The following is an 18,830-nucleotide window of genomic DNA, read 5'->3' as shown; positions in this document are numbered from 1 at the left end:
AAGGTGCGGCAGTTCCCTGCCTGTACGCGACCAAGTGTCGCACCTCTCCTTTGGTCCGCCTACCCACTCCCGGGAATCGGTACTAAGCTTTGCAAACTTCGATCAAAGCGTATCCCGTCGCCTGCCGGTCGATCCTGGCGTCCGCGCGGACACGTTTTGACCTTACACCGAGCATGGAAAGGCCGCAGAATCAGCTTCGCAAGGTATTGATCAAGGTCATGGCGCGTTGCAATGACCCTACACTTTATCCATACTTGCCGCCGATTTTACCCCTAATAAATATACCCAAACCGTGGAACCTTAGAATGAGCACAGCAATCAGTCCGACTGCTTATAACTATAAGGTAGTCCGCCAGTTCGCCATCATGACGGTGGTCTGGGGGATCCTTGGCATGGGGCTCGGTGTTTTCATCGCCTCGCAACTGGTCTGGCCGGAGTTGAATTTCGGTCTGCCCTGGACGAGTTTTGGACGCCTGCGCCCGCTGCACACCAACCTGGTGATCTTCGCCTTCGGTGGTTGTGCATTGTTTGCCACCTCCTACTATGTCGTGCAGCGAACCTGCCAGGTACGACTGATCTCCGACAGCCTCGCGGCCTTCCACTTCTGGGGTTGGCAGGCAGTGATCGTCGGCGCCGGGATCACCCTGCCCCTGGGCTACACCACCACCAAGGAATACGCTGAACTGGAATGGCCCCTGGCTATCCTGCTGGCGGTAGTCTGGGTGGTCTACGCCCTGGTGTTCTTCGGTACCATCGTCAAGCGCAAGACCAAGCACATCTATGTCGGCAACTGGTTCTACGGTGCCTTCATCATCGTCACGGCGATGCTGCACATCGTCAACCATATCTCCCTGCCGGTCAGCTTCTTCAAGTCCTACTCGGCCTATGCCGGGGCGACCGATGCGATGATCCAGTGGTGGTACGGCCACAACGCCGTGGGCTTCTTCCTGACCACCGGCTTCCTGGGGATGATGTACTACTTCGTGCCGAAACAGGCCGAACGCCCGATCTACTCCTATCGCCTGTCCATCGTGCACTTCTGGGCGCTGATCACCCTGTACATCTGGGCCGGCCCCCACCACCTGCACTACACCGCGCTGCCGGACTGGGCCCAGTCGCTGGGCATGGCGATGTCGATCATCCTCCTGGCGCCAAGCTGGGGCGGCATGATCAACGGCATGATGACCCTCTCGGGCGCCTGGCATAAGCTGCGCACCGACCCGATCCTGCGGTTCCTGGTGGTGTCCCTGGCGTTCTACGGCATGTCGACCTTCGAAGGGCCGATGATGGCGATCAAGACCGTCAACTCGCTGTCCCACTACACCGACTGGACCATCGGCCACGTTCACGCCGGGGCGCTCGGCTGGGTGGCGATGATCTCCATCGGCTCGCTGTACCACATGATTCCGAAAATCTTCGGGCGGCCGCAGATGCACAGCGTCGGCCTGATCAACGCGCACTTCTGGCTCGCCACCATCGGCACCGTGCTCTACATCGCCTCGATGTGGGTCAACGGTATTACCCAGGGCCTGATGTGGCGCGCAATCAACGACGACGGCACGCTGACCTACTCGTTCGTCGAAGCACTGCAGGCCAGCCACCCTGGCTATATCGTTCGCGCCATCGGCGGTGCGTTCTTCGCCAGTGGCATGCTGTTCATGGCCTACAACGTGTTCCGTACCGTTCGCGCCTCGAACCCGGCTGAAGCTGAAGCCGCCGCTCAGATCGCTGTCGCTGGAGCTCACTGATGAAGCACGAAGTAGTCGAGAAGAATATCGGCCTGCTGGCCTTCTTCATGGTCATCGCCGTAAGCATCGGCGGCCTGACGCAGATCGTCCCGTTGTTTTTCCAGGACGTCACCAACAAGCCGGTCGAGGGCATGAAGCCACGCTCCGCGCTGGAACTGGAAGGCCGCGACATCTATATCGCCAACGGCTGTGTCGGCTGCCACTCGCAGATGATCCGGCCGTTCCGCGCCGAAACCGAACGCTACGGCCACTACTCGGTGGCCGGTGAAAGCGTCTGGGACCACCCGTTCCTCTGGGGTTCCAAGCGCACCGGGCCGGACCTGGCCCGGGTCGGCGGACGTTACTCCGATGACTGGCACCGCGCGCACCTGTACAACCCGCGCAACGTAGTGCCCGAGTCGAAAATGCCGGCTTATCCGTTCCTGGTGGAAAACAAGCTCGACGGCAAGGACACGGCGAAGAAAATGGAAGTCCTGCGCACCCTGGGCGTGCCTTACACCGACGAAGACATCGCCGGAGCCAAGGACGCCGTGAAGGGCAAGACTGAAATGGACGCGCTGGTGGCCTACTTGCAAGGCCTGGGCACCATCATCAAAAGCAAACGGTGATCTGGATGGATATCGGGATGATTCGTGGCCTGGGCACCCTCGTGGTGATGGTGGCCTTTATCGGCCTGGCGCTGTGGGTGTTCAGCCCACGGCGCAAGTCGGAGTTCGACGACGCAACCTTGCTGCCTTTCGCGGATGATCCCGAAGCCATCAAGCAGGTCAAAAAAGCGTCTAGGAGTAACAAAGAATGACTACATTCTGGAGTCTGTACGTCACAGTCCTCAGCCTGGGCACCATCTTCGCCCTGACCTGGCTGCTGCTGTCCACCCGCCGGGGCCAGCGCGCCGAGCAGACCGACGAGACGGTCGGCCACTCCTTCGACGGTATCGAGGAGTACGACAACCCACTGCCCAAGTGGTGGTTCATGCTGTTCGTCGGCACCATCGTCTTCGCCCTCGGCTACCTGGCCCTGTATCCGGGCCTGGGTAACTGGAAAGGCCTGCTGCCAGGCTACTCGTACCTGGACAACGACAAGCAGACCGCCTTCGCCAACGGCCAGAGCGGCTGGACCGGCGTGCACGAGTGGGAGAAGGAAATGGCCAGATCGGATGCCAAGTTCGGGCCGATCTTCGCCAAATTCGCCGCCATGCCTATCGAGGAAGTGGCCAAGGACCCGCAAGCGCTGAAGATGGGCGCGCGCCTGTTTGCCTCCAACTGCTCGGTCTGCCACGGTTCCGACGCCAAGGGCGCCTACGGTTTCCCCAACCTGACCGACGAAGACTGGCGTTGGGGCGGCGAGCCGGCAACCATCAAGACCACCATCATGGGCGGTCGCCACGCGGTGATGCCGGCCTGGGCCGATGTCATTGGCGAACAGGGCGTGGCCGATGTCGCCGCGTTCGTGCTGACCAACCTCGACGGGCGCAAGCTGCCGGAAGGCGCCAAGGCCGACCCGGTGGCGGGCCAGAAGCTCTTCGCCGCCAACTGCGTGGCCTGCCACGGGCCTGAAGGCAAGGGCACCCCAGCCATGGGCGCGCCGAACCTGACGCACCCGGCCGCGTTCATCTATGGTTCGAGCTTCGCGCAATTGCAACAGACCATCCGCTATGGTCGCCAGGGCCAAATGCCGGCTCAGGAACAGTTGCAGGGCAACGACAAGGTGCACTTGCTGGCCGCCTACGTCTACAGCCTGTCCCACGGTGACAACAAGCCTGCTGAATAAGCGCGCCTGAGCAACCCCAACGGCCCCGCCAGCGCAACTGGCGGGGCCGTTTTCATTAGCCGCGGCGCTGTTCGACACGCACGCCAAGCGGAGGATCGGCGAACACCATGGCCACTCTCCGATCCGTCCCCGGCCACGGCCCATAATCTATAGTCAATTGACTTGGATCATGCTTTGTTACATCTGCTACACCATACTGATGGCTCACCCAACGCGACCAAAGGTCGCACCCCTGGAGCGCAGGGAGCGGCGTATCATTGCGCCACTGCACTACTCCTTCCGATCGCGGTCGGCATGTACTGACCGAGGCATTTCCCCCAGCCGTGGGACGCAATGATGAGCAACCAGATTCCGGTACACGACGTCACGCCACCTGCCAAACCCGCCAACGCAACCGTCGACCTCTACGCTTCACGCGAGAAAATCTACACCCGCGCCTTCACTGGCCTGTTCCGCAACCTGCGGATGGTGGGCGGTGCCGGCCTGTTCCTGCTGTACTTCGGTACCGTGTGGCTGAACTGGGGCGGTCACCAGGCCGTGTGGTGGAACCTGCCCGAGCGCAAGTTCTTCATCTTCGGCGCGACCTTCTGGCCCCAGGACTTCATCCTGCTCTCGGGCCTGTTGATCATTGCCGCCTTCGGCCTGTTCTTCATCACCGTCTATGCCGGGCGGGTCTGGTGCGGTTACACCTGTCCGCAAAGCGTCTGGACCTGGATCTTCATGTGGTGTGAAAAGGTCACCGAAGGCGACCGCAACCAGCGCATGAAGCTCGACAAGGCGCCCATGAGCGGCAACAAGTTCCTGCGCAAATTCTGCAAACACAGCCTGTGGCTGCTGATCGGTTTTGTCACCGGCCTGACCTTTGTCGGCTACTTCTCGCCGATTCGCGATCTGGTCATCAGCTTCTTCACCGGCGAGGCCGATGGCTGGTCCTACTTCTGGGTCGGCTTTTTCACCCTCGCCACTTACGGTAACGCCGGCTGGCTGCGCGAACAGGTGTGCATCTATATGTGCCCCTATGCTCGTTTCCAGAGCGTGATGTTCGACAAGGACACGCTGATCGTCTCCTACGATCCGCGCCGTGGCGAGAGCCGTGGTCCGCGCAAGAAAGGCGCGGACTACAAGGCCCAGGGCCTGGGCGACTGCATCGACTGCACGATGTGCGTGCAGGTCTGCCCCACCGGCATCGACATCCGCGACGGCCTGCAGATCGAGTGCATCGGTTGCGCCGCCTGCATCGACGCCTGCGACAGCATCATGGACAAGATGCAGTACCCGCGCGGGCTGATCAGCTACACCACCGAACACAACCTGTCCGGGCAGAAAACCCATAAGCTGCGGCCACGCCTGATCGGTTATGCACTGGTCCTGCTGACCATGATCAGCCTGCTGGTGACTGCTTTCTTCCTGCGTCCACTGGTGGGCTTCGACGTCAGCAAGGACCGCGTGCTGTACCGCGAGAATGCCGAAGGGCGGATCGAAAACGTCTACAGCCTGAAGATCATGAACAAGGATCAGCGCGATCACACCTATGTCCTGGACGCCAGCGGCTTGCCCGACCTGAAACTGCAAGGCAAGCGCGAAATCCATGTGGCCGCTGGCGAGATATTCAGCATGCCGATGGAACTGTCCAGCGCACCCGACAAGCTGCCGTCGAGCACCAACGAGGTGAAATTCACCTTGCGCGACGCCGACGACGACAGCATTCATATTGAAGCCAAGAGCCGATTCATCGGCCCGCAAATTCGTTAAGGGAAGACACAATGCCCGCTGCAACCGCCACCAGCCCCTGGTACAAGCATCTCTGGCCCTGGATCCTGATCGGGATCATGGCCTGCTCGGTGACCCTGACCCTGTCGATGGTGACCATTGCGGTGAACAACCCGGACAACCTGGTCAACGACAACTACTACGAGGCCGGCAAGGGCATCAACCGCTCCCTGGACCGCGAAGTGCTGGCCCAGAGCCTGAAACTGCATGCCAAGGTGCACCTGGACGAGGTCACCGGTGAAGTCGAGCTGCGCCTGACCGGCAATAGCCAGCCGGCCAGCCTGGAGCTGAACCTGATCTCGCCGACCCAGCCGGAGAAGGACCGCAAGATCACCCTGAGCCGCAGTGCCAGCGAACCGGGGCGCTATATCGGACAACTGGCCGACAAGATCGAAGGCCGACGTTTCGTCGAGTTGCTGGGGGTCGAGGGCGACAAGACCTGGCGGATGTTCGAAGAAGAGCAGATCAGCCAAGACAAGGACCTGAAGCTGGGCGACGAACCGCTGCAAGGCGCTGAAGAACGCTCTAAATAAATGCCCTCTTCCCGGACGGACAAACTCCTGTGGCGAGCGGGCTTGCCCGCGCTCGGCTGCGAAGCAGTCGGAGAACCTGCAATCTCGCTGTATCTGATACAACGCATTTGCCGATTTTGGGGCCGCTTCGCAGCCCAGCGCGGGCAAGCCTGCTCGCCACAAACCTCGGCCAGACTTGAGAGCATTCTTGACTGGCTAATATTGGGGCAAGCCCGCTCGCCACAATTGATTGACCGATAGCGCCCATGACCAGTCCTGTTCCCTGCTACCACTGCGCCCTGCCCGTCCCCTCCGGCAGCCACTTCACCGCGGTCGTCCTCGGCGAGCCCCGCGAGTTCTGCTGCCCGGGTTGCCAGGCGGTAGCGCAGGCCATTGTCGCTGGCGGCCTGGAGCACTATTACAGCCATCGCAGCGAAACCTCGGCCAATCCCGATACCCTGCCGGTGCAACTGGTGGATGAGCTGGCGCTGTACGACCGCGCCGATGTACAGCAACCCTTCGTCCGCCACGCCGGCGAACTCGCCGAAGCCACCCTGTTGATGGAGGGCATCAGTTGCGCCGCCTGCGGCTGGCTGATCGAGAAACACCTGCTCGCTCTGCCCGCCGTGGCCGAGGCCCGCTTGAACCTGTCCAATCACCGCCTGCAACTGCGCTGGGCGGATAGCCAACTGCCGTTGAGCCAGATCCTCGGCGAACTGCGCCATATCGGCTACGCCGCGCACCCCTATCAGGCCGACCAGGCCAGCGAACAGCTCGCCAACGAAAACCGCAAGTCCCTGCGCCAACTGGGCCTGGCCGGCCTGTTGTGGTTCCAGGCGATGATGGCAACCATGGCCACCTGGCCGGAATTCAATATCGACCTGAGCCCGGAACTGCACACCATCCTGCGCTGGGTGGCATTGTTCCTGACCACCCCCATCGTCTTCTACAGCTGTGCCCCGTTCTTTCGCGGCGCCTTTCGCGATCTGCGCACCCGCCACCTGACCATGGACGTTTCGGTCTCGCTGGCCATCGGCAGCGCCTACTGCGCCGGGATCTGGACCGCGATTACCGGGGTCGGCGAACTCTACTTCGATGCCGTGGGCATGTTCGCGCTGTTCCTGCTGGCCGGCCGCTACCTGGAACGCCGCGCCCGCGAGCGCACCGCTGCCGCCACCGCGCAACTGGTCAACCTGCTGCCGGCGTCCTGCCTGCGCCTGGGGGCGGACGGCCAGAGCGAACGTATCCTGCTCAGCGAACTGCGTCTGGGGGAACGGGTGCTGGTGCATCCCGGCGCCGTGCTGCCAGCCGACGGCCGGATTGTCGAAGGCCAGTCGAGCATCGACGAATCGCTGCTGACCGGCGAGTACCTGCCGCAGCCCCGCACAACCGGGGATGCGGTCACCGCCGGCACCTTGAACGTCGAAGGCGCGCTGACGGTCGAGGTCCTGGCCCTCGGTCAGGACACCCGGTTATCCGCCATCGTCCGCCTGCTCGACCGTGCCCAGAGCGAGAAACCGCGCCTGGCACAGATCGCCGACCGCGCCGCCCAGTGGTTCCTGCTGTTCTCGTTGCTCGCCGCGGCGGTCATCGGCCTGGTCTGGTGGCAGTTGGAGCCGGCGCGGGCGTTCTGGATCGTGCTGGCGATGCTGGTCGCCACCTGCCCCTGCGCCCTGTCGCTGGCCACGCCCACCGCCCTGACCGCCGCCACTGGCACCCTGCACAAGCTCGGCCTGCTGTTGACCCGTGGCCATGTGCTTGAAGGCCTGAACCAGGTCGACACGGTCATTTTCGACAAGACCGGTACCCTCACCGAAGGCCGCCTGACCCTGCGCGCCATCCACCCGCTGCGCGAGCTGGACAGCGAGCGCTGCCTGAGCCTCGCCGCCGCCCTGGAAAACCGTTCCGAGCACCCGATTGCCCGGGCCTTTGGCCGTGCCCCGCAAGCCGCCGAGGAGGTCCACGGCACACCCGGCCTGGGCCTCGAGGGTCGGGTCGGCGAGCAACTGCTGCGCATCGGCCAGGCCGCGTTTGTCTGCGAACTCGGCGCTTGCGCGCTGCCACCGACGCCAGACGAAGCCGGACAGTGGCTGCTACTGGGTGATAGCCGCGGGCCGCTGGCCTGGTTCGTCCTTGACGACCGCCTGCGTGACGACGCTCCCGCGCTGCTGGCGGCCTGCCGGGCACACGGCTGGCGCACACTGCTGCTGTCCGGTGACAGCTCGCCGATGGTCGCCAGTGTCGCCGCCGAACTGGGTATCGACGAAGCCCGCGGCGGCTTGCGCCCGGATGACAAATTGCAGGTGCTGCGGGACTTGCATCGCCAGGGCCATAAAGTGCTGATGCTCGGTGATGGTGTCAACGACGTCCCGGTCCTGGCCGCCGCCGATATCAGCGTGGCCATGGGCTCGGCCACCGACCTGGCCAAGACCAGCGCCGACGCGGTGCTCCTGTCCAATCGCCTGGGCGCCCTGGTGCAAGCCATCAGCCTGGCTCGCCGGACCCGGCGGATCATCATCGAGAACCTGATCTGGGCCACACTGTACAATGGCCTGATGTTGCCGTTCGCCGCCCTTGGCTGGATCACTCCGGTGTGGGCCGCAATCGGCATGTCCATCAGTTCGCTGACCGTGGTACTCAATGCCCTGCGCCTGACGCGTCTGCCTGGCGCGGCGGCATTCAACGCCACGCCAGTTACCCGCCCGCTGCCGGCCTGAGCCGCGCGGGCATGGAGTTCCCATGCCAGCTCTCTACATCATGATTCCCGCGGCCCTGCTGATCGTGGCCATCGCCGTCTACATCTTCTTCTGGGCCGTGGACAGCGGCCAGTACGACGACCTCGAGGGCCCGGCCCACAGCATCCTGTTCGACGACCAGGACCCCAAGCACGCCGCTGCCGTCGAAGAGACCCAGCCGGCCGTGGACAAGCACGACAAGGCCCCGCCCCATGCTTGAACTGGCCCCCCTGCTGGTTTCCGCGCTGATTCTCGGCCTGCTCGGCGGCGGTCATTGCCTGGGCATGTGCGGCGGCCTGATGGGGGCCCTGACCCTGGCGATTCCGCGCGAGCAACGCAGCCGGCGTTTTCGCCTGCTGCTGGCGTACAACCTGGGGCGGATTCTCAGCTATGCCACGGCCGGCCTGCTGATCGGCCTTGCCGGCTGGGCCGTGGCCAGCAGCCCGGCGGCGTTGTTCCTGCGGGTGATCGCCGGGCTGCTGTTGATCAGCATGGGGCTGTACCTGGCCGGCTGGTGGAGCGGCCTGACCCGCATCGAAAGCCTCGGACGCGGCCTGTGGCGGCATATCCAGCCGCTGGCCAACCGCCTGCTGCCGGTCTCGAGCCTGCCTCGCGCTCTGCTGCTGGGTGCCCTCTGGGGCTGGCTGCCGTGCGGACTGGTCTACAGCACCCTGCTCTGGGCGGCGAGCCAGGGCAATGCATTCGACAGCGCGCTGTTGATGCTGGCCTTCGGCCTGGGCACCTGGCCGGTACTGCTCGCCACCGGGCTGGCGGCGGAGCGGGTCACGGTCGTGCTGCGCAAACGCAGTGTGCGCATGAGCGGCGGTCTGCTGGTAATCCTGTTCGGCCTGTGGACCTTGCCGGGGCCGCATCAGCACTGGCTGATGGGGCACTGAGAGCCGTTGATACAGGTCAAGATGGCCGCTCCCCGCAACCCCTAGACTCGGGATATTGCAGCCAATCCGGGGGAATGCCCGCATGCTCGACGCCATCCGTTGGGACTCTGATCTGATCCACCGCTACGACATCGCGGGACCGCGCTACACCTCCTATCCCACGGCCGTACAATTCAACAGCCAGGTCGGTGCCTTCGACCTGCTCCACGCCCTGCGTGACAGCCGCAAAGCCCTGCGCCCGCTGTCCCTGTACGTGCACATACCGTTCTGCGCGAACATCTGCTACTACTGCGCCTGCAACAAGGTCATTACCAAGGACCGTGGTCGCGCGCTGCCTTACCTGCAACGCCTGGAGCAGGAAATCCAGCTGATCGCCTGCCACCTGAACCCGGCACAAAAGGTCGAACAACTGCACCTGGGCGGTGGCACCCCGACCTTTCTCAGCCATGACGAACTGCGGCAACTGATGAGCCAATTGCGCCAGCATTTCAATCTGCTGGACGACGATTCCGGCGACTACGGTATCGAAATCGATCCGCGCGAAGCCGACTGGTCGACCATGGGCCTGCTGCGCGAACTGGGTTTCAACCGGGTCAGCGTCGGCCTGCAGGACCTCGACCCAAATGTGCAGCGGGCGGTCAACCGCCTGCAAAGCCTGGACGAAACCCGGGCAATCATCGAGGCGGCGCGCACCCTGCAATACCGCTCGATCAATATCGACCTGATCTACGGCCTGCCCAAGCAAACCCCGGACAACTTCGCCCGGACCATCGATGAAGTGATCAACCTGCAGCCCGATCGCCTGTCGGTGTTCAACTATGCCCACCTGCCCGAGCGTTTCATGCCGCAGCGGCGGATCGACAGCAACGACCTGCCGGCACCGGCCGAGAAACTGGAAATGCTCCACCGCACCATCGAACAACTCACCGCCGCCGGCTATCGCTATATCGGCATGGACCACTTCGCCCTGCCCGACGACGAGCTGGCGATTGCCCAGGAAGAGTCGACCCTGCAACGCAACTTCCAGGGCTACACCACCCATGGCCATTGCGATCTGATCGGCCTGGGCGTGTCGGCCATCAGCCAGATCGGCGACCTCTACTGCCAGAACAGCAGTGACCTGAACCAGTACCAGAACACCCTCGCCAGCGCGCAACTGGCCACCAGCCGCGGCCTGCTGTGCAACGCCGACGACCGCCTGCGTCGGGAAGTGATCCAGCAGATCATCTGCAACCTGACCCTGGAGTTCGCCAGTATCGAGCGCCAGTTCAATATCGACTTCGGCGGCTATTTCGCCGCGCTCTGGCCACGCCTGACGGAGATGGCCGCGGACGGTCTGATCGAACTGGACCACGAGCGACTCACGGTGCTGCCGGCGGGACGCCTGCTGGTCCGTTCAGTGTGCATGGTCTTCGATGCCTACCTGGAACAGCAGAATCGCCAGCGGTTTTCGCGGGTGATCTGATGGTTCGGCCCGCTTCAGCGGCCGCCTCAGGCGCATAATCCAGTCCCGCGAATGGCGGCGCGGGCGAGTCGGAATCCAGCGGTTCACCCGGGGAGGTGGTGCGCGCCATCTGCACAGGTGTGCCATTTTGGCGCAGGCTGGCCTGGACCCCCTTTGCTGAGTTACCCTTATGTCTTATGTGTGTTTTCCCACAAGGATTTAAGAAATGTCCGACCCAGTGAAATTGCGCGCCCCTAACCAGGCCCATTGCAAGGATTGCAGCCTGGCCCCGCTCTGCCTGCCGCTTTCGCTGAATATGGAGGACATGGACGCGTTGGACGACATCGTCAAACGTGGCCGACCACTGAAGAAAGGTGAGTTCCTGTTTCGCCAGGGCGACGCGTTCGGTTCGGTCTACGCCGTGCGTTCCGGCGCGCTGAAGACCTTCAGCCTGAGCGACGGCGGCGAAGAACAGATCACCGGCTTTCATTTGCCGAGCGAGCTGGTCGGCCTGTCGGGCATGGACACCGAGACTTATCCGGTCTCGGCCCAGGCGCTGGAAACCACTTCGGTCTGCGAGATCCCCTTCGAGCGCCTGGACGAACTGGCCCTGCAACTGCCCCAACTGCGACGTCAGTTGATGCGGGTGATGAGCCGGGAAATTCGCGACGACCAGCAAATGATGTTGCTGCTGTCGAAAAAAACCGCCGATGAGCGCATCGCCACTTTCCTGGTCAACCTCTCGGCACGTTTCCGCGCCCGGGGCTTCTCGGCCAACCAGTTCCGCCTGAGCATGTCGCGCAACGAGATCGGCAACTACCTGGGACTGGCGGTGGAAACCGTTTCCCGGGTCTTTACCCGTTTCCAGAGCAACGAACTGATCGCCGCCGAAGGCAAGGAAGTGCACATCCTCGACCCGATCCAGCTCTGTGCGCTGGCCGGTGGGTCGCTGGAGGGCTGATACGGTGGTAGCGTTCTGGAGGACGCCAAGAGCTTCGCGGGCAAGCTCCGCTCCCACAAGTATGCAGTCGTATGCGAACTCTGGGTTCGACACACACAGAGTGGGAGCCGGATTTATCCGCGAAGAGGCCCGCAAGACCGCCAAAGACCTCGCTGGCTAACCCAGCACTTCGCTCAATGGAATAAAGTTCACCCAGTCGCCTTCCACCAGGGTGCTCCCCTCCAACACCTCGACCAGGCCCTCGGCCCAGGCCGCGCTGCGCAACACACCGGAACTCTGGTTGCGGTAGATCGTCGCCCGGCCGTTTTCCAGGCGCGCGCGCAGGTATTCGCGGCGATTGCCCGGCTTGGGCCAGACAAACCCCGCCGGCACCTTGAACTGCAACGGCTGAACCTCCCGCACCCCCTGGCGGCGCAGCAGATAAGGCCGCGCCAACAAGGCGAAGGTGACCAGGGTCGATGCCGGGTTGCCCGGCAGGCCGATCACCGGTACCCCGCGAAAATGCCCGAAGGTCAGGGGTTTTCCCGGCTTGATCGCCAGCTTCCATAGCTCCAGTTCGCCCGCCTCACGCAAGGCGACGCCGAGGAAATCGGCTTCGCCCACCGAGACCCCGCCCGTGGACAGGATCAGGTCGACATCGTCCAGCTGTGTCAAACGCTGCCGGGTAGCCTCCAGGTCATCCGGCAGGATCCCCGCATCCAGCACCTCGCAGCCCTGGCGCGTCAACCAGCTGCACAGCAACACGCGGTTGCTGTTGTAGATCTGCCCCGGCCCCAGCGGCTGGCCCGGCTCGACCAGCTCATCGCCGGTGGACAGCACCGCCACCCGCACCCGGCGCAGCACATTCAGTTCGGCGCAACCGAGGGACGCCGCCAGGCCCTGCTCGATTGGCCCCAGCCGGGTCCCGGCGGCCAGCACCACCTCGCCCACCGTGGTTTCCTGGCCCCGCGGGCGGATATTCCGCGCCACAGTCAGCGCTTCGATGAAACGCACCCGCCCATCGGCGAGCACTTCGGTGTTTTCCTGCATTTCGACGCAATCGGCCCCCAGCGGAACCGGCGCGCCGGTGAAAATCCGCGCGCAGGTGCCCGGCTGCAACGGCTCGGGGACCTGCCCGGCAAAGATGCGCTGGCTGACCGGCAGCGGCTCGCCGTGCCAATCGGACACACACAGGGCGTAACCGTCCATGGCGCTGTTGGGCCAGGGCGGCAGGTCGAGGCTGGAAACCAGGTCCGCGGCCAGCACCCGCCCGTCGACTTGCGCCAATGGCACAGACTGCGACTCACGGATCGGCGCCGCCTCGGCCAGTTCAAGCAGACGGGCCAGGGCGACTTCCACTGGCATCAATGCACCGCCCTTGCCCGGCTTACCCACGGGATTCACAAGGCGCCGCCTGTTTCAGGTGCGGTACGAAGTTGCATGGGCGATGGCGCGAGTCCAGTTGCTCGGCGAGGATTCCGTCCCAGCCGGTGCGCACCGCGTTGGTCGAACCCGGCAGGCAGCAGACCAGCGTGCCATTGGCCAGCCCCGCCAACGCCCGGGATTGCACGGTGGAGGTGCCGATGTCCGCCACGGAAATCTGCCGGAACAGTTCGCCGAAACCGTCGACCTGCTTGTCCAGCAGACAGGCCACCGCTTCCGGGGTGCTGTCGCGCCCGGTAAAACCGGTGCCACCGGTGATCAGCACGACCTGGATCAGGTCGTCGGCGATCCAGGTGGCGACCTGCGCACGAATCCGATAGAGATCGTCCTTGAGCAACACTCGTTCGGCGAGACGGTGCCCGGCGGCGCCCAGGCGGTCGACGAAGACCTGCCCCGAGGTGTCGGTATCGAAGGTGCGGGTGTCACTGACGGTCAACACCGCGATGTTCAGCGGTACGAAAGGTGTATCAGCCTTGGCTTTCATAGGCTCGGTCCAGTTGAAGGAGGAACAGCCCAGTGTTATATCACAGCGTCCCTTTTCATCGCTGCTGTCGAGACTGCCCATGCCCGTGAACAATCTTTCCATTCTGCTCCTGGCCGGCGGTCGCGGCCAACGCATGGGCGGCCAGGACAAAGGCCTGCTGGAGTGGCGCGGGCAGCCGCTGATCGCCCATCTGCACGCCGTGGCACGCCCATTCAGCGATGACCTGATCATTTCCTGCAACCGCAACCAGGAGCGCTACGCCACCTACGCCGACCAGTTGGTGAGCGACGACAGCCAGGATTTTCCCGGCCCCCTGGCCGGGATCCGCGCGGGCCTCGCGGCGGCTCGCCATGACCATCTGCTGGTGCTGCCCTGCGATGTGCCGCAGATCGACAGCGCTTTGCTCGGCGCCATGCTCGACGCGGTTCGCCGCGATCCGCAAAAACCGCTGATGCTACGCCAGGGCGAGCACTGGGAACCGCTGTTGTGCGTGATTCCCACGGCGCTGGCCGGGGCCTTCGAAAGCGCCTGGGCCCTGGGTGAGCGCAGCCCACGCAAGATCCTGCTGCAACTGCGGGCACAGGCCCTGGAATGTCTGCCCGGTGATCCCAGGCTGGCCAATCTGAACACGCCAGAGCTGCTGCAACCGGCTGCTCACTCGCCGGATGGGCACTTATCAGGAACTTGCTGAGCCTGTGCACGTCAGAAACTAATAATCAGTGCTGTAATTTATCGGATCCGACACCAATCAACGCTATTCTCAACCTGCCCCTTTTGGAGAAGTACCATGACACAACGGACTCTTGCCGCGCTCCTGCTGACAGCCAGCCTCGCCGCCCTCGCCGGTTGCTCGTCGCCGACGGTGATCACCTTGAACGACGGGCGTGAAATCCAGGCCGTGGATACCCCCAGATACGACGAAAATTCAGGATTCTACGAATTCAAGCAACTGGACGGTAAAAAGACCCGCATCAACAAAGACCAGGTGCGTACCGTCAAGGAGCTGTAAGCCCCGCGAACGTCCCAACACGGAGCCCGCCCTGCGCGGGCTCCGTCGTTTCCTCGCGGCAGCGACAGCGCACAGGCACAACCCTCGGGTACGGCCTATTCTATGAGAACCCCTCACTTGGACTCATTCCCCCTCCGGGAGCCGAACCATGAAAGTCCTCATGCTGCACGGTATCAATCACCATCTGTTCGGCAAGTGCGAGCCGATCCGTCATGCCAGCATCACCCTGGAGCAGATCGACGACCGCCTGCGCGTGCTGGCCAGGGAGCTTGACGTGGATGTCACCAGTTTCCAGACCAACAGCGAGGGAGCGATGTGCATACGGATCCAGCAGGGCGCCCGCGAACAAGTGGACGCGGTACTGATCAATGCCGGTGCCTGGGCCCATAGCAGCTACGATATTCGCGACGCCCTGGCCCACCTGTCGGTACCGGTGATCGAGTTGCACATGGCCAATATCCATCGCAACGAACCCTTGCACCAGCCGTCGGTGCTGGCCGAAGTGGCTCGTGGGCAGATCTGCGGTTTCGGTGTCGACAGCTACCTGCTGGGCCTGCGGGCGGCGGTGAGCGCGGCCCAGGCTTGCCATTGACGGCCGCGGGCTTCACCAGTGCAGGATGATCTCGCTCTCGAAGCAGCGCACCTGGCCACTGAGCGGGTCGCGAAAGCGCAAACCCTGGGCCAATAGCTTGAGCGGGTTGGCGTAGTCATCCTCGGCATCCTTGAGCACCTGTGGATAAAACGGGTCATTGCAGATCCCCGCCCCCAGTGCCGCCATATGGACTCGCAACTGGTGCTTCTTGCCCGTGACCGGATACAACCCATAGCGCCACAGTTCGCCATTTTTTTCCGCGACCTCGACCGCGGTTTCGGTATTGCTGGCACCAACGCCTTCGCGCATCCGGAAAAACGGTTCGCCCTCCACCAGTCGGCTTTTATGGACCAGGGGAAACGACAGCTCCGGCAAGGCACGGGCAATTGCCTCGTAGCGCTTTTCAATCTGTCTTGTCGGAAACAGCGCCTGATAAGCCGAACGGCTCGCCGGATCAGCCGAGAACAACACCAGGCCCGCGGTGTGCCGGTCGATACGGTGCAGCGGCACCAGGTGCGGATTGTCCAGGCGGCGGATCAGCCGCCGCAACAAGGTCTGCTCGACATATTCGCCGGCCGGCGTCACCGGCAGGAAATGCGGTTTGTCCGCCACCACCAGGTGCTCGTCGGCGTAGAGAATCGTCTCAGTGACCGGAATCGGCGTCTCGTCGGGCACCTCGCGAAAGTAGTGAATGCGCAAGCCTTCACGGTAAGGCAGCCGCGCGCTGATCGCGACGCCCCCCGCGTCCAGCACCCGACCGCGGGCAATGCGGTCGAGCCATTGTTCGCGGCTGATCGCCTTGAAGTGTTCGCACAGGCAGTCCAGCACCGTTGCCCACGAACCGGGTGGCAGGTACAGGGTGCTGGCCTGGTGCTCGGCGGCATTGAAGGACAAGGCGGACATGAGAGGACTCGAACGGCTGGACGAGCCGGTATTATCCAGCAAGACCCCGGCGGAACCTAGGCTCGCGGAAAAACCATCCACGTCCCCGCCAGCACACCCGACTCTCAGCCGCTGGCGATCTTGCTCTCCAGCCGCCTGGCACTGGCCGCCTCGGTGTAATCCTTCAACCAGCGCAACACATCCACGGCCTCCCAGCGCCCCGGATCGTAGAGCGCATACAACAGCCCCTGGTAACCCACCACATCCAGTTGTCGGTGATAGCCCGCGCGCTGGAACAAGGCTTCGATTTCCGCGAAACAGGTATTGAAGTGCAACTTGTTGAACGGGGTCTTGCCTTCCGTTACCAGGCCGTCCAGGCGCAACTCCAGGACCGCCTCACGCACCACATCAGCGGACATGCGGTTCACGCTGGATTTCAATTGTTCGACATTGAGCATGCTTTAACCCTCTTTATCTCTCTGGATTCCGTTCCCGGGTGCGCACGTCAGGGTGGGCATCCTGTCCCAACACCGGAACGAAAACTGTATAAACATACAGTAACTTATTTTTTGATGACCCGCCAACCGATTACCGCCCGCCGGCCGCCCTCATGATTCCCTGGGGTGGACTTTTCCATAGACGTTGCCGCCGATGAACGAGCCCACAGTGCCGAGGATCACCATGGCGTAGGTCCCACCATCAATCTTTCCATACCAGGTCAACATCGCGGTGCTTACGCCAACCACCACGGTGGCCAGAAACTTGCGACCGCCCAGTTGGTTGACCAGCAGAATCGACCTCCCTTTCATTTCATCTCCCTCCCTTGCACCACTGGAACGTGCTGCGTCAAACGTCATGCAGCGACGTAAGCACAGTCGTTTTTCAAGCGCAACCGCAGGTAATTTGATGAAACAGAAGGGCTCGGCAAGCGCACGACGGATCGACCGATCCGCTGCTGGAGTGCTGAAAAGAGGTTCAACTCAGAAAGGTCACGACCTGCTCGACATCAAAGGGCCAACCCAGTTCGGCCCCCGTATCCACGCGGCGCAGGACCGGGATACGCAAGCCATAGGTTTCGAACAAGGCTTCGCTGTCGGCGATATCCACCAGTTCCACCATCAGGCCGTGCTCGACGACCAGCGGCATCAGTTGCGCTTCGGCGAGTTCACAGAGATGGCAACCCAAGGTGCCGAACAGCTGGCATTCAGGAGGCATGGGGCAAGGTCCGGTCCAAGAGAGGTCTCTATTTTAGGCCCGCGCCGAGAGAGCGTCGAGCCATCCTCTTGAACCGGGCCGGATCAGTCCTGGCTCACCGCGCCGATCTTGTGAATCGACAGGTCGGCACCGTAGTACTCCTCTTCCTGACTCAGCCGCAGGCCATGCACCGCCTTGATCACCCCATACACCGCAAAGCCGCCGGCCAGGGCCACCACCACCCCCAGCGCGGTGCCAATCAACTGGCTGACCAGGCTGACGCCACCCAGGCCACCCAACGCCTGCTGCCCGAAGATCCCACAGGCAATCCCGCCCCAGACCCCGCACAGGCCATGCAACGGCCAGACACCCAGCACATCGTCGATCTTCCACTGGCTCTGAGCCGCGATAAAGCACCAGACAAACAACCCGCCCGCCACCGCGCCGGTGACCAGCGCCCCCACCGGGTGCATCAGGTCAGAACCGGCGCAGATCGCCACCAGCCCGGCCAGGGGCCCGTTATGCAGAAAGCCCGGGTCATTGCGACCGACGATCAACGCCGTCACCGTGCCGCCGACCATCGCCATCAAGGAATTGACCGCCACCAGCCCGCTCACCCCTTGCAGGGTCTGTGCGCTCATGACGTTGAAACCGAACCAGCCGACGATCAGGATCCACGAGCCCAGGGCCAGGAACGGAATGCTCGACGGCGCGAACGCCACCAGGCGCCCCTCGCGATAGCGCCCCTGGCGCGGCCCGAGCAACAGTACCGCCGCCAGCGCCAGCCAGCCCCCCATGGCGTGCACCACCACGGAGCCGGCGAAATCATGGAAACTGGCGCCAAAACGAGCCAACAGCCACGCCTGCAGACCAAAGTTGCCGTTCCAGACCAAGCCTTCGAAAAATGGATAGATGAAGGCCACGATCAGCGCGGTGGCGCACAACTGCGGGGCAAACCGCGCCCGCTCGGCAATGCCGCCGGAGATGATCGCCGGAATCGCCGCCGCGAAGGTCAACAGGAAGAAGAACTTGACCAGGCCATAACCGTGGTCGCCACTGATTTGCGCCGCCGGCTGCAAAAAGCTGACGCCGTAGGAAACCCAGTAGCCTATAAAGAAATAGGCCAGGGTCGAAATGGCGAAGTCGCTGAGGATCTTCGACAAGGCATTGACCTGGTTCTTTTGCCGGACGGTCCCGACTTCCAGAAAGGCGAAACCGGCGTGCATGGCCAGAACCATGACCGCACCGAGTAGAATGAACAGGGTGTTGGAACCATGGACCAGAGTGTCCACAGCGCTTTGCAAGTTTTCCATGGAGACGGCAGACCTGAAGTCGGGGAAAAGCACCAAAGCAGTTCATTCACTTGCATTTCGCACCAGATTGGCGCCAACCGAATCCGCTGGCGAACCGC

General features: G+C 63.1%; 21 protein-coding genes. 14 read left to right on the top strand and 7 right to left on the bottom strand.

Going from position 1 to position 18,830, the window contains the following annotated elements:
• Nucleotides 1–305 precede the first annotated feature (305 nt).
• The 11 genes from ccoN to fnr all read left to right on the top strand — a co-directional run bounded on the left by ccoN (nt 306) and on the right by fnr (nt 11,836).
• Nucleotides 306–1,748, top strand: coding sequence for a cytochrome-c oxidase, cbb3-type subunit I (gene ccoN / locus PFEN_RS09425; RefSeq protein WP_191486570.1), 1,443 nt, complete (start codon nt 306–308; stop codon nt 1,746–1,748).
• Entirely contained in the window at nt 1,748–2,356 is a 609-nt protein-coding gene (ccoO, locus tag PFEN_RS09420) for a cytochrome-c oxidase, cbb3-type subunit II (RefSeq protein WP_191486569.1), read from the top strand. The genes ccoN and ccoO overlap by 1 nt, the downstream gene beginning before the upstream one ends.
• Nucleotides 2,357–2,361: 5 nt before the next feature.
• A complete protein-coding gene (locus PFEN_RS09415; protein ID WP_191486568.1) occupies nt 2,362–2,547 on the top strand; it encodes a cbb3-type cytochrome oxidase subunit 3 in 186 nt (61 codons plus the stop codon).
• Nucleotides 2,544–3,518 (top strand): cytochrome-c oxidase, cbb3-type subunit III, encoded by a 975-nt coding sequence (gene ccoP, locus PFEN_RS09410; RefSeq protein WP_191486567.1) that lies wholly within the window; start codon nt 2,544–2,546, stop codon nt 3,516–3,518. Before PFEN_RS09415 ends, ccoP begins: the two co-directional genes overlap by 4 nt.
• Before the next feature lie 336 nt (nt 3,519–3,854).
• Entirely contained in the window at nt 3,855–5,270 is a 1,416-nt protein-coding gene (gene ccoG, locus PFEN_RS09405) for a cytochrome c oxidase accessory protein CcoG (protein ID WP_191486566.1), read from the top strand.
• 11 nt (nt 5,271–5,281) lie between these two features.
• A complete protein-coding gene (locus PFEN_RS09400; RefSeq protein ID WP_191486565.1) occupies nt 5,282–5,821 on the top strand; it encodes a FixH family protein in 540 nt (179 codons plus the stop codon).
• Between the two features lie 245 nt (nt 5,822–6,066).
• Nucleotides 6,067–8,517 (top strand): heavy metal translocating P-type ATPase, encoded by a 2,451-nt coding sequence (locus PFEN_RS09395; protein WP_191486564.1) that lies wholly within the window; start codon nt 6,067–6,069, stop codon nt 8,515–8,517.
• A gap of 22 nt (nt 8,518–8,539) precedes the next feature.
• The gene (gene ccoS / locus PFEN_RS09390; RefSeq protein WP_191486563.1) at nt 8,540–8,755 is read left to right on the top strand and encodes a cbb3-type cytochrome oxidase assembly protein CcoS; all 216 of its coding nucleotides are present in this window, start codon (nt 8,540–8,542) and stop codon (nt 8,753–8,755) included.
• Nucleotides 8,748–9,431 carry a sulfite exporter TauE/SafE family protein gene (locus PFEN_RS09385; protein WP_191486562.1) on the top strand — a complete coding sequence of 228 codons (684 nt, stop codon included), beginning with the start codon at nt 8,748–8,750 and terminating at the stop codon, nt 9,429–9,431. Before ccoS ends, PFEN_RS09385 begins: the two co-directional genes overlap by 8 nt.
• Before the next feature lie 82 nt (nt 9,432–9,513).
• Nucleotides 9,514–10,896, top strand: a complete 1,383-nt coding sequence (hemN, locus tag PFEN_RS09380) for an oxygen-independent coproporphyrinogen III oxidase (RefSeq protein ID WP_191486561.1) — start codon at nt 9,514–9,516, stop codon at nt 10,894–10,896.
• Between the two features lie 205 nt (nt 10,897–11,101).
• A complete protein-coding gene (gene fnr / locus PFEN_RS09375) occupies nt 11,102–11,836 on the top strand; it encodes a fumarate/nitrate reduction transcriptional regulator Fnr (RefSeq protein ID WP_191486560.1) in 735 nt (244 codons plus the stop codon).
• 156 nt (nt 11,837–11,992) lie between these two features.
• On the opposite strand, the gene glp is transcribed toward fnr, so the two are convergent.
• Both glp and moaB read right to left on the bottom strand, forming a co-directional pair.
• Nucleotides 11,993–13,219: a gephyrin-like molybdotransferase Glp gene (gene glp / locus PFEN_RS09370; protein WP_191486559.1), complete on the bottom strand. Its 1,227-nt coding sequence runs from the start codon at nt 13,217–13,219 to the stop codon at nt 11,993–11,995.
• On the bottom strand, nt 13,203–13,742 hold the full coding sequence (gene moaB, locus PFEN_RS09365) for a molybdenum cofactor biosynthesis protein B (RefSeq protein WP_191486989.1): 540 nt from the start codon (nt 13,740–13,742) through the stop codon (nt 13,203–13,205). The genes glp and moaB overlap by 17 nt, the downstream gene beginning before the upstream one ends.
• Nucleotides 13,743–13,821: 79 nt before the next feature.
• Between moaB and mobA the strand changes: the two genes are divergently transcribed.
• The 3 genes from mobA to PFEN_RS09350 all read left to right on the top strand — a co-directional run bounded on the left by mobA (nt 13,822) and on the right by PFEN_RS09350 (nt 15,343).
• On the top strand, nt 13,822–14,433 hold the full coding sequence (gene mobA / locus PFEN_RS09360; protein WP_191486558.1) for a molybdenum cofactor guanylyltransferase MobA: 612 nt from the start codon (nt 13,822–13,824) through the stop codon (nt 14,431–14,433).
• Nucleotides 14,434–14,529: 96 nt separating this feature from the next.
• Nucleotides 14,530–14,751, top strand: a complete 222-nt coding sequence (locus PFEN_RS09355) for a YgdI/YgdR family lipoprotein (RefSeq protein WP_191486557.1) — start codon at nt 14,530–14,532, stop codon at nt 14,749–14,751.
• A 148-nt stretch (nt 14,752–14,899) separates the two neighbouring features.
• Nucleotides 14,900–15,343, top strand: a complete 444-nt coding sequence (locus PFEN_RS09350) for a type II 3-dehydroquinate dehydratase (RefSeq protein ID WP_191486556.1) — start codon at nt 14,900–14,902, stop codon at nt 15,341–15,343.
• Between the two features lie 12 nt (nt 15,344–15,355).
• Here the strand turns inward: PFEN_RS09350 and PFEN_RS09345 are convergent, their stop codons facing one another.
• From PFEN_RS09345 to PFEN_RS09325, 5 genes are all read right to left on the bottom strand, one after another.
• The gene (locus tag PFEN_RS09345) at nt 15,356–16,246 is read right to left on the bottom strand and encodes a pseudouridine synthase (protein ID WP_191486555.1); all 891 of its coding nucleotides are present in this window, start codon (nt 16,244–16,246) and stop codon (nt 15,356–15,358) included.
• Between the two features lie 104 nt (nt 16,247–16,350).
• On the bottom strand, nt 16,351–16,683 hold the full coding sequence (locus tag PFEN_RS09340; RefSeq protein ID WP_191486554.1) for a transcriptional regulator: 333 nt from the start codon (nt 16,681–16,683) through the stop codon (nt 16,351–16,353).
• A 150-nt stretch (nt 16,684–16,833) separates the two neighbouring features.
• Complete coding sequence (locus tag PFEN_RS09335; protein WP_191486553.1) at nt 16,834–17,034, bottom strand: hypothetical protein; 201 nt, start codon at nt 17,032–17,034, stop codon at nt 16,834–16,836.
• Between the two features lie 166 nt (nt 17,035–17,200).
• Nucleotides 17,201–17,440 (bottom strand): glutaredoxin family protein, encoded by a 240-nt coding sequence (locus PFEN_RS09330; protein WP_191486552.1) that lies wholly within the window; start codon nt 17,438–17,440, stop codon nt 17,201–17,203.
• Nucleotides 17,441–17,523: 83 nt separating this feature from the next.
• Complete coding sequence (locus PFEN_RS09325; protein ID WP_191486551.1) at nt 17,524–18,732, bottom strand: ammonium transporter; 1,209 nt, start codon at nt 18,730–18,732, stop codon at nt 17,524–17,526.
• Nucleotides 18,733–18,830: the final 98 nt, after the last annotated feature.

The organism is Pseudomonas sp. FEN (assembly GCF_904067045.1).
In the GTDB taxonomy this organism is placed as follows: domain Bacteria; phylum Pseudomonadota; class Gammaproteobacteria; order Pseudomonadales; family Pseudomonadaceae; genus Aquipseudomonas.
Note: the sequence above shows the minus strand (reverse complement) of the source record. Positions and strands in the feature narration are given on the sequence as shown.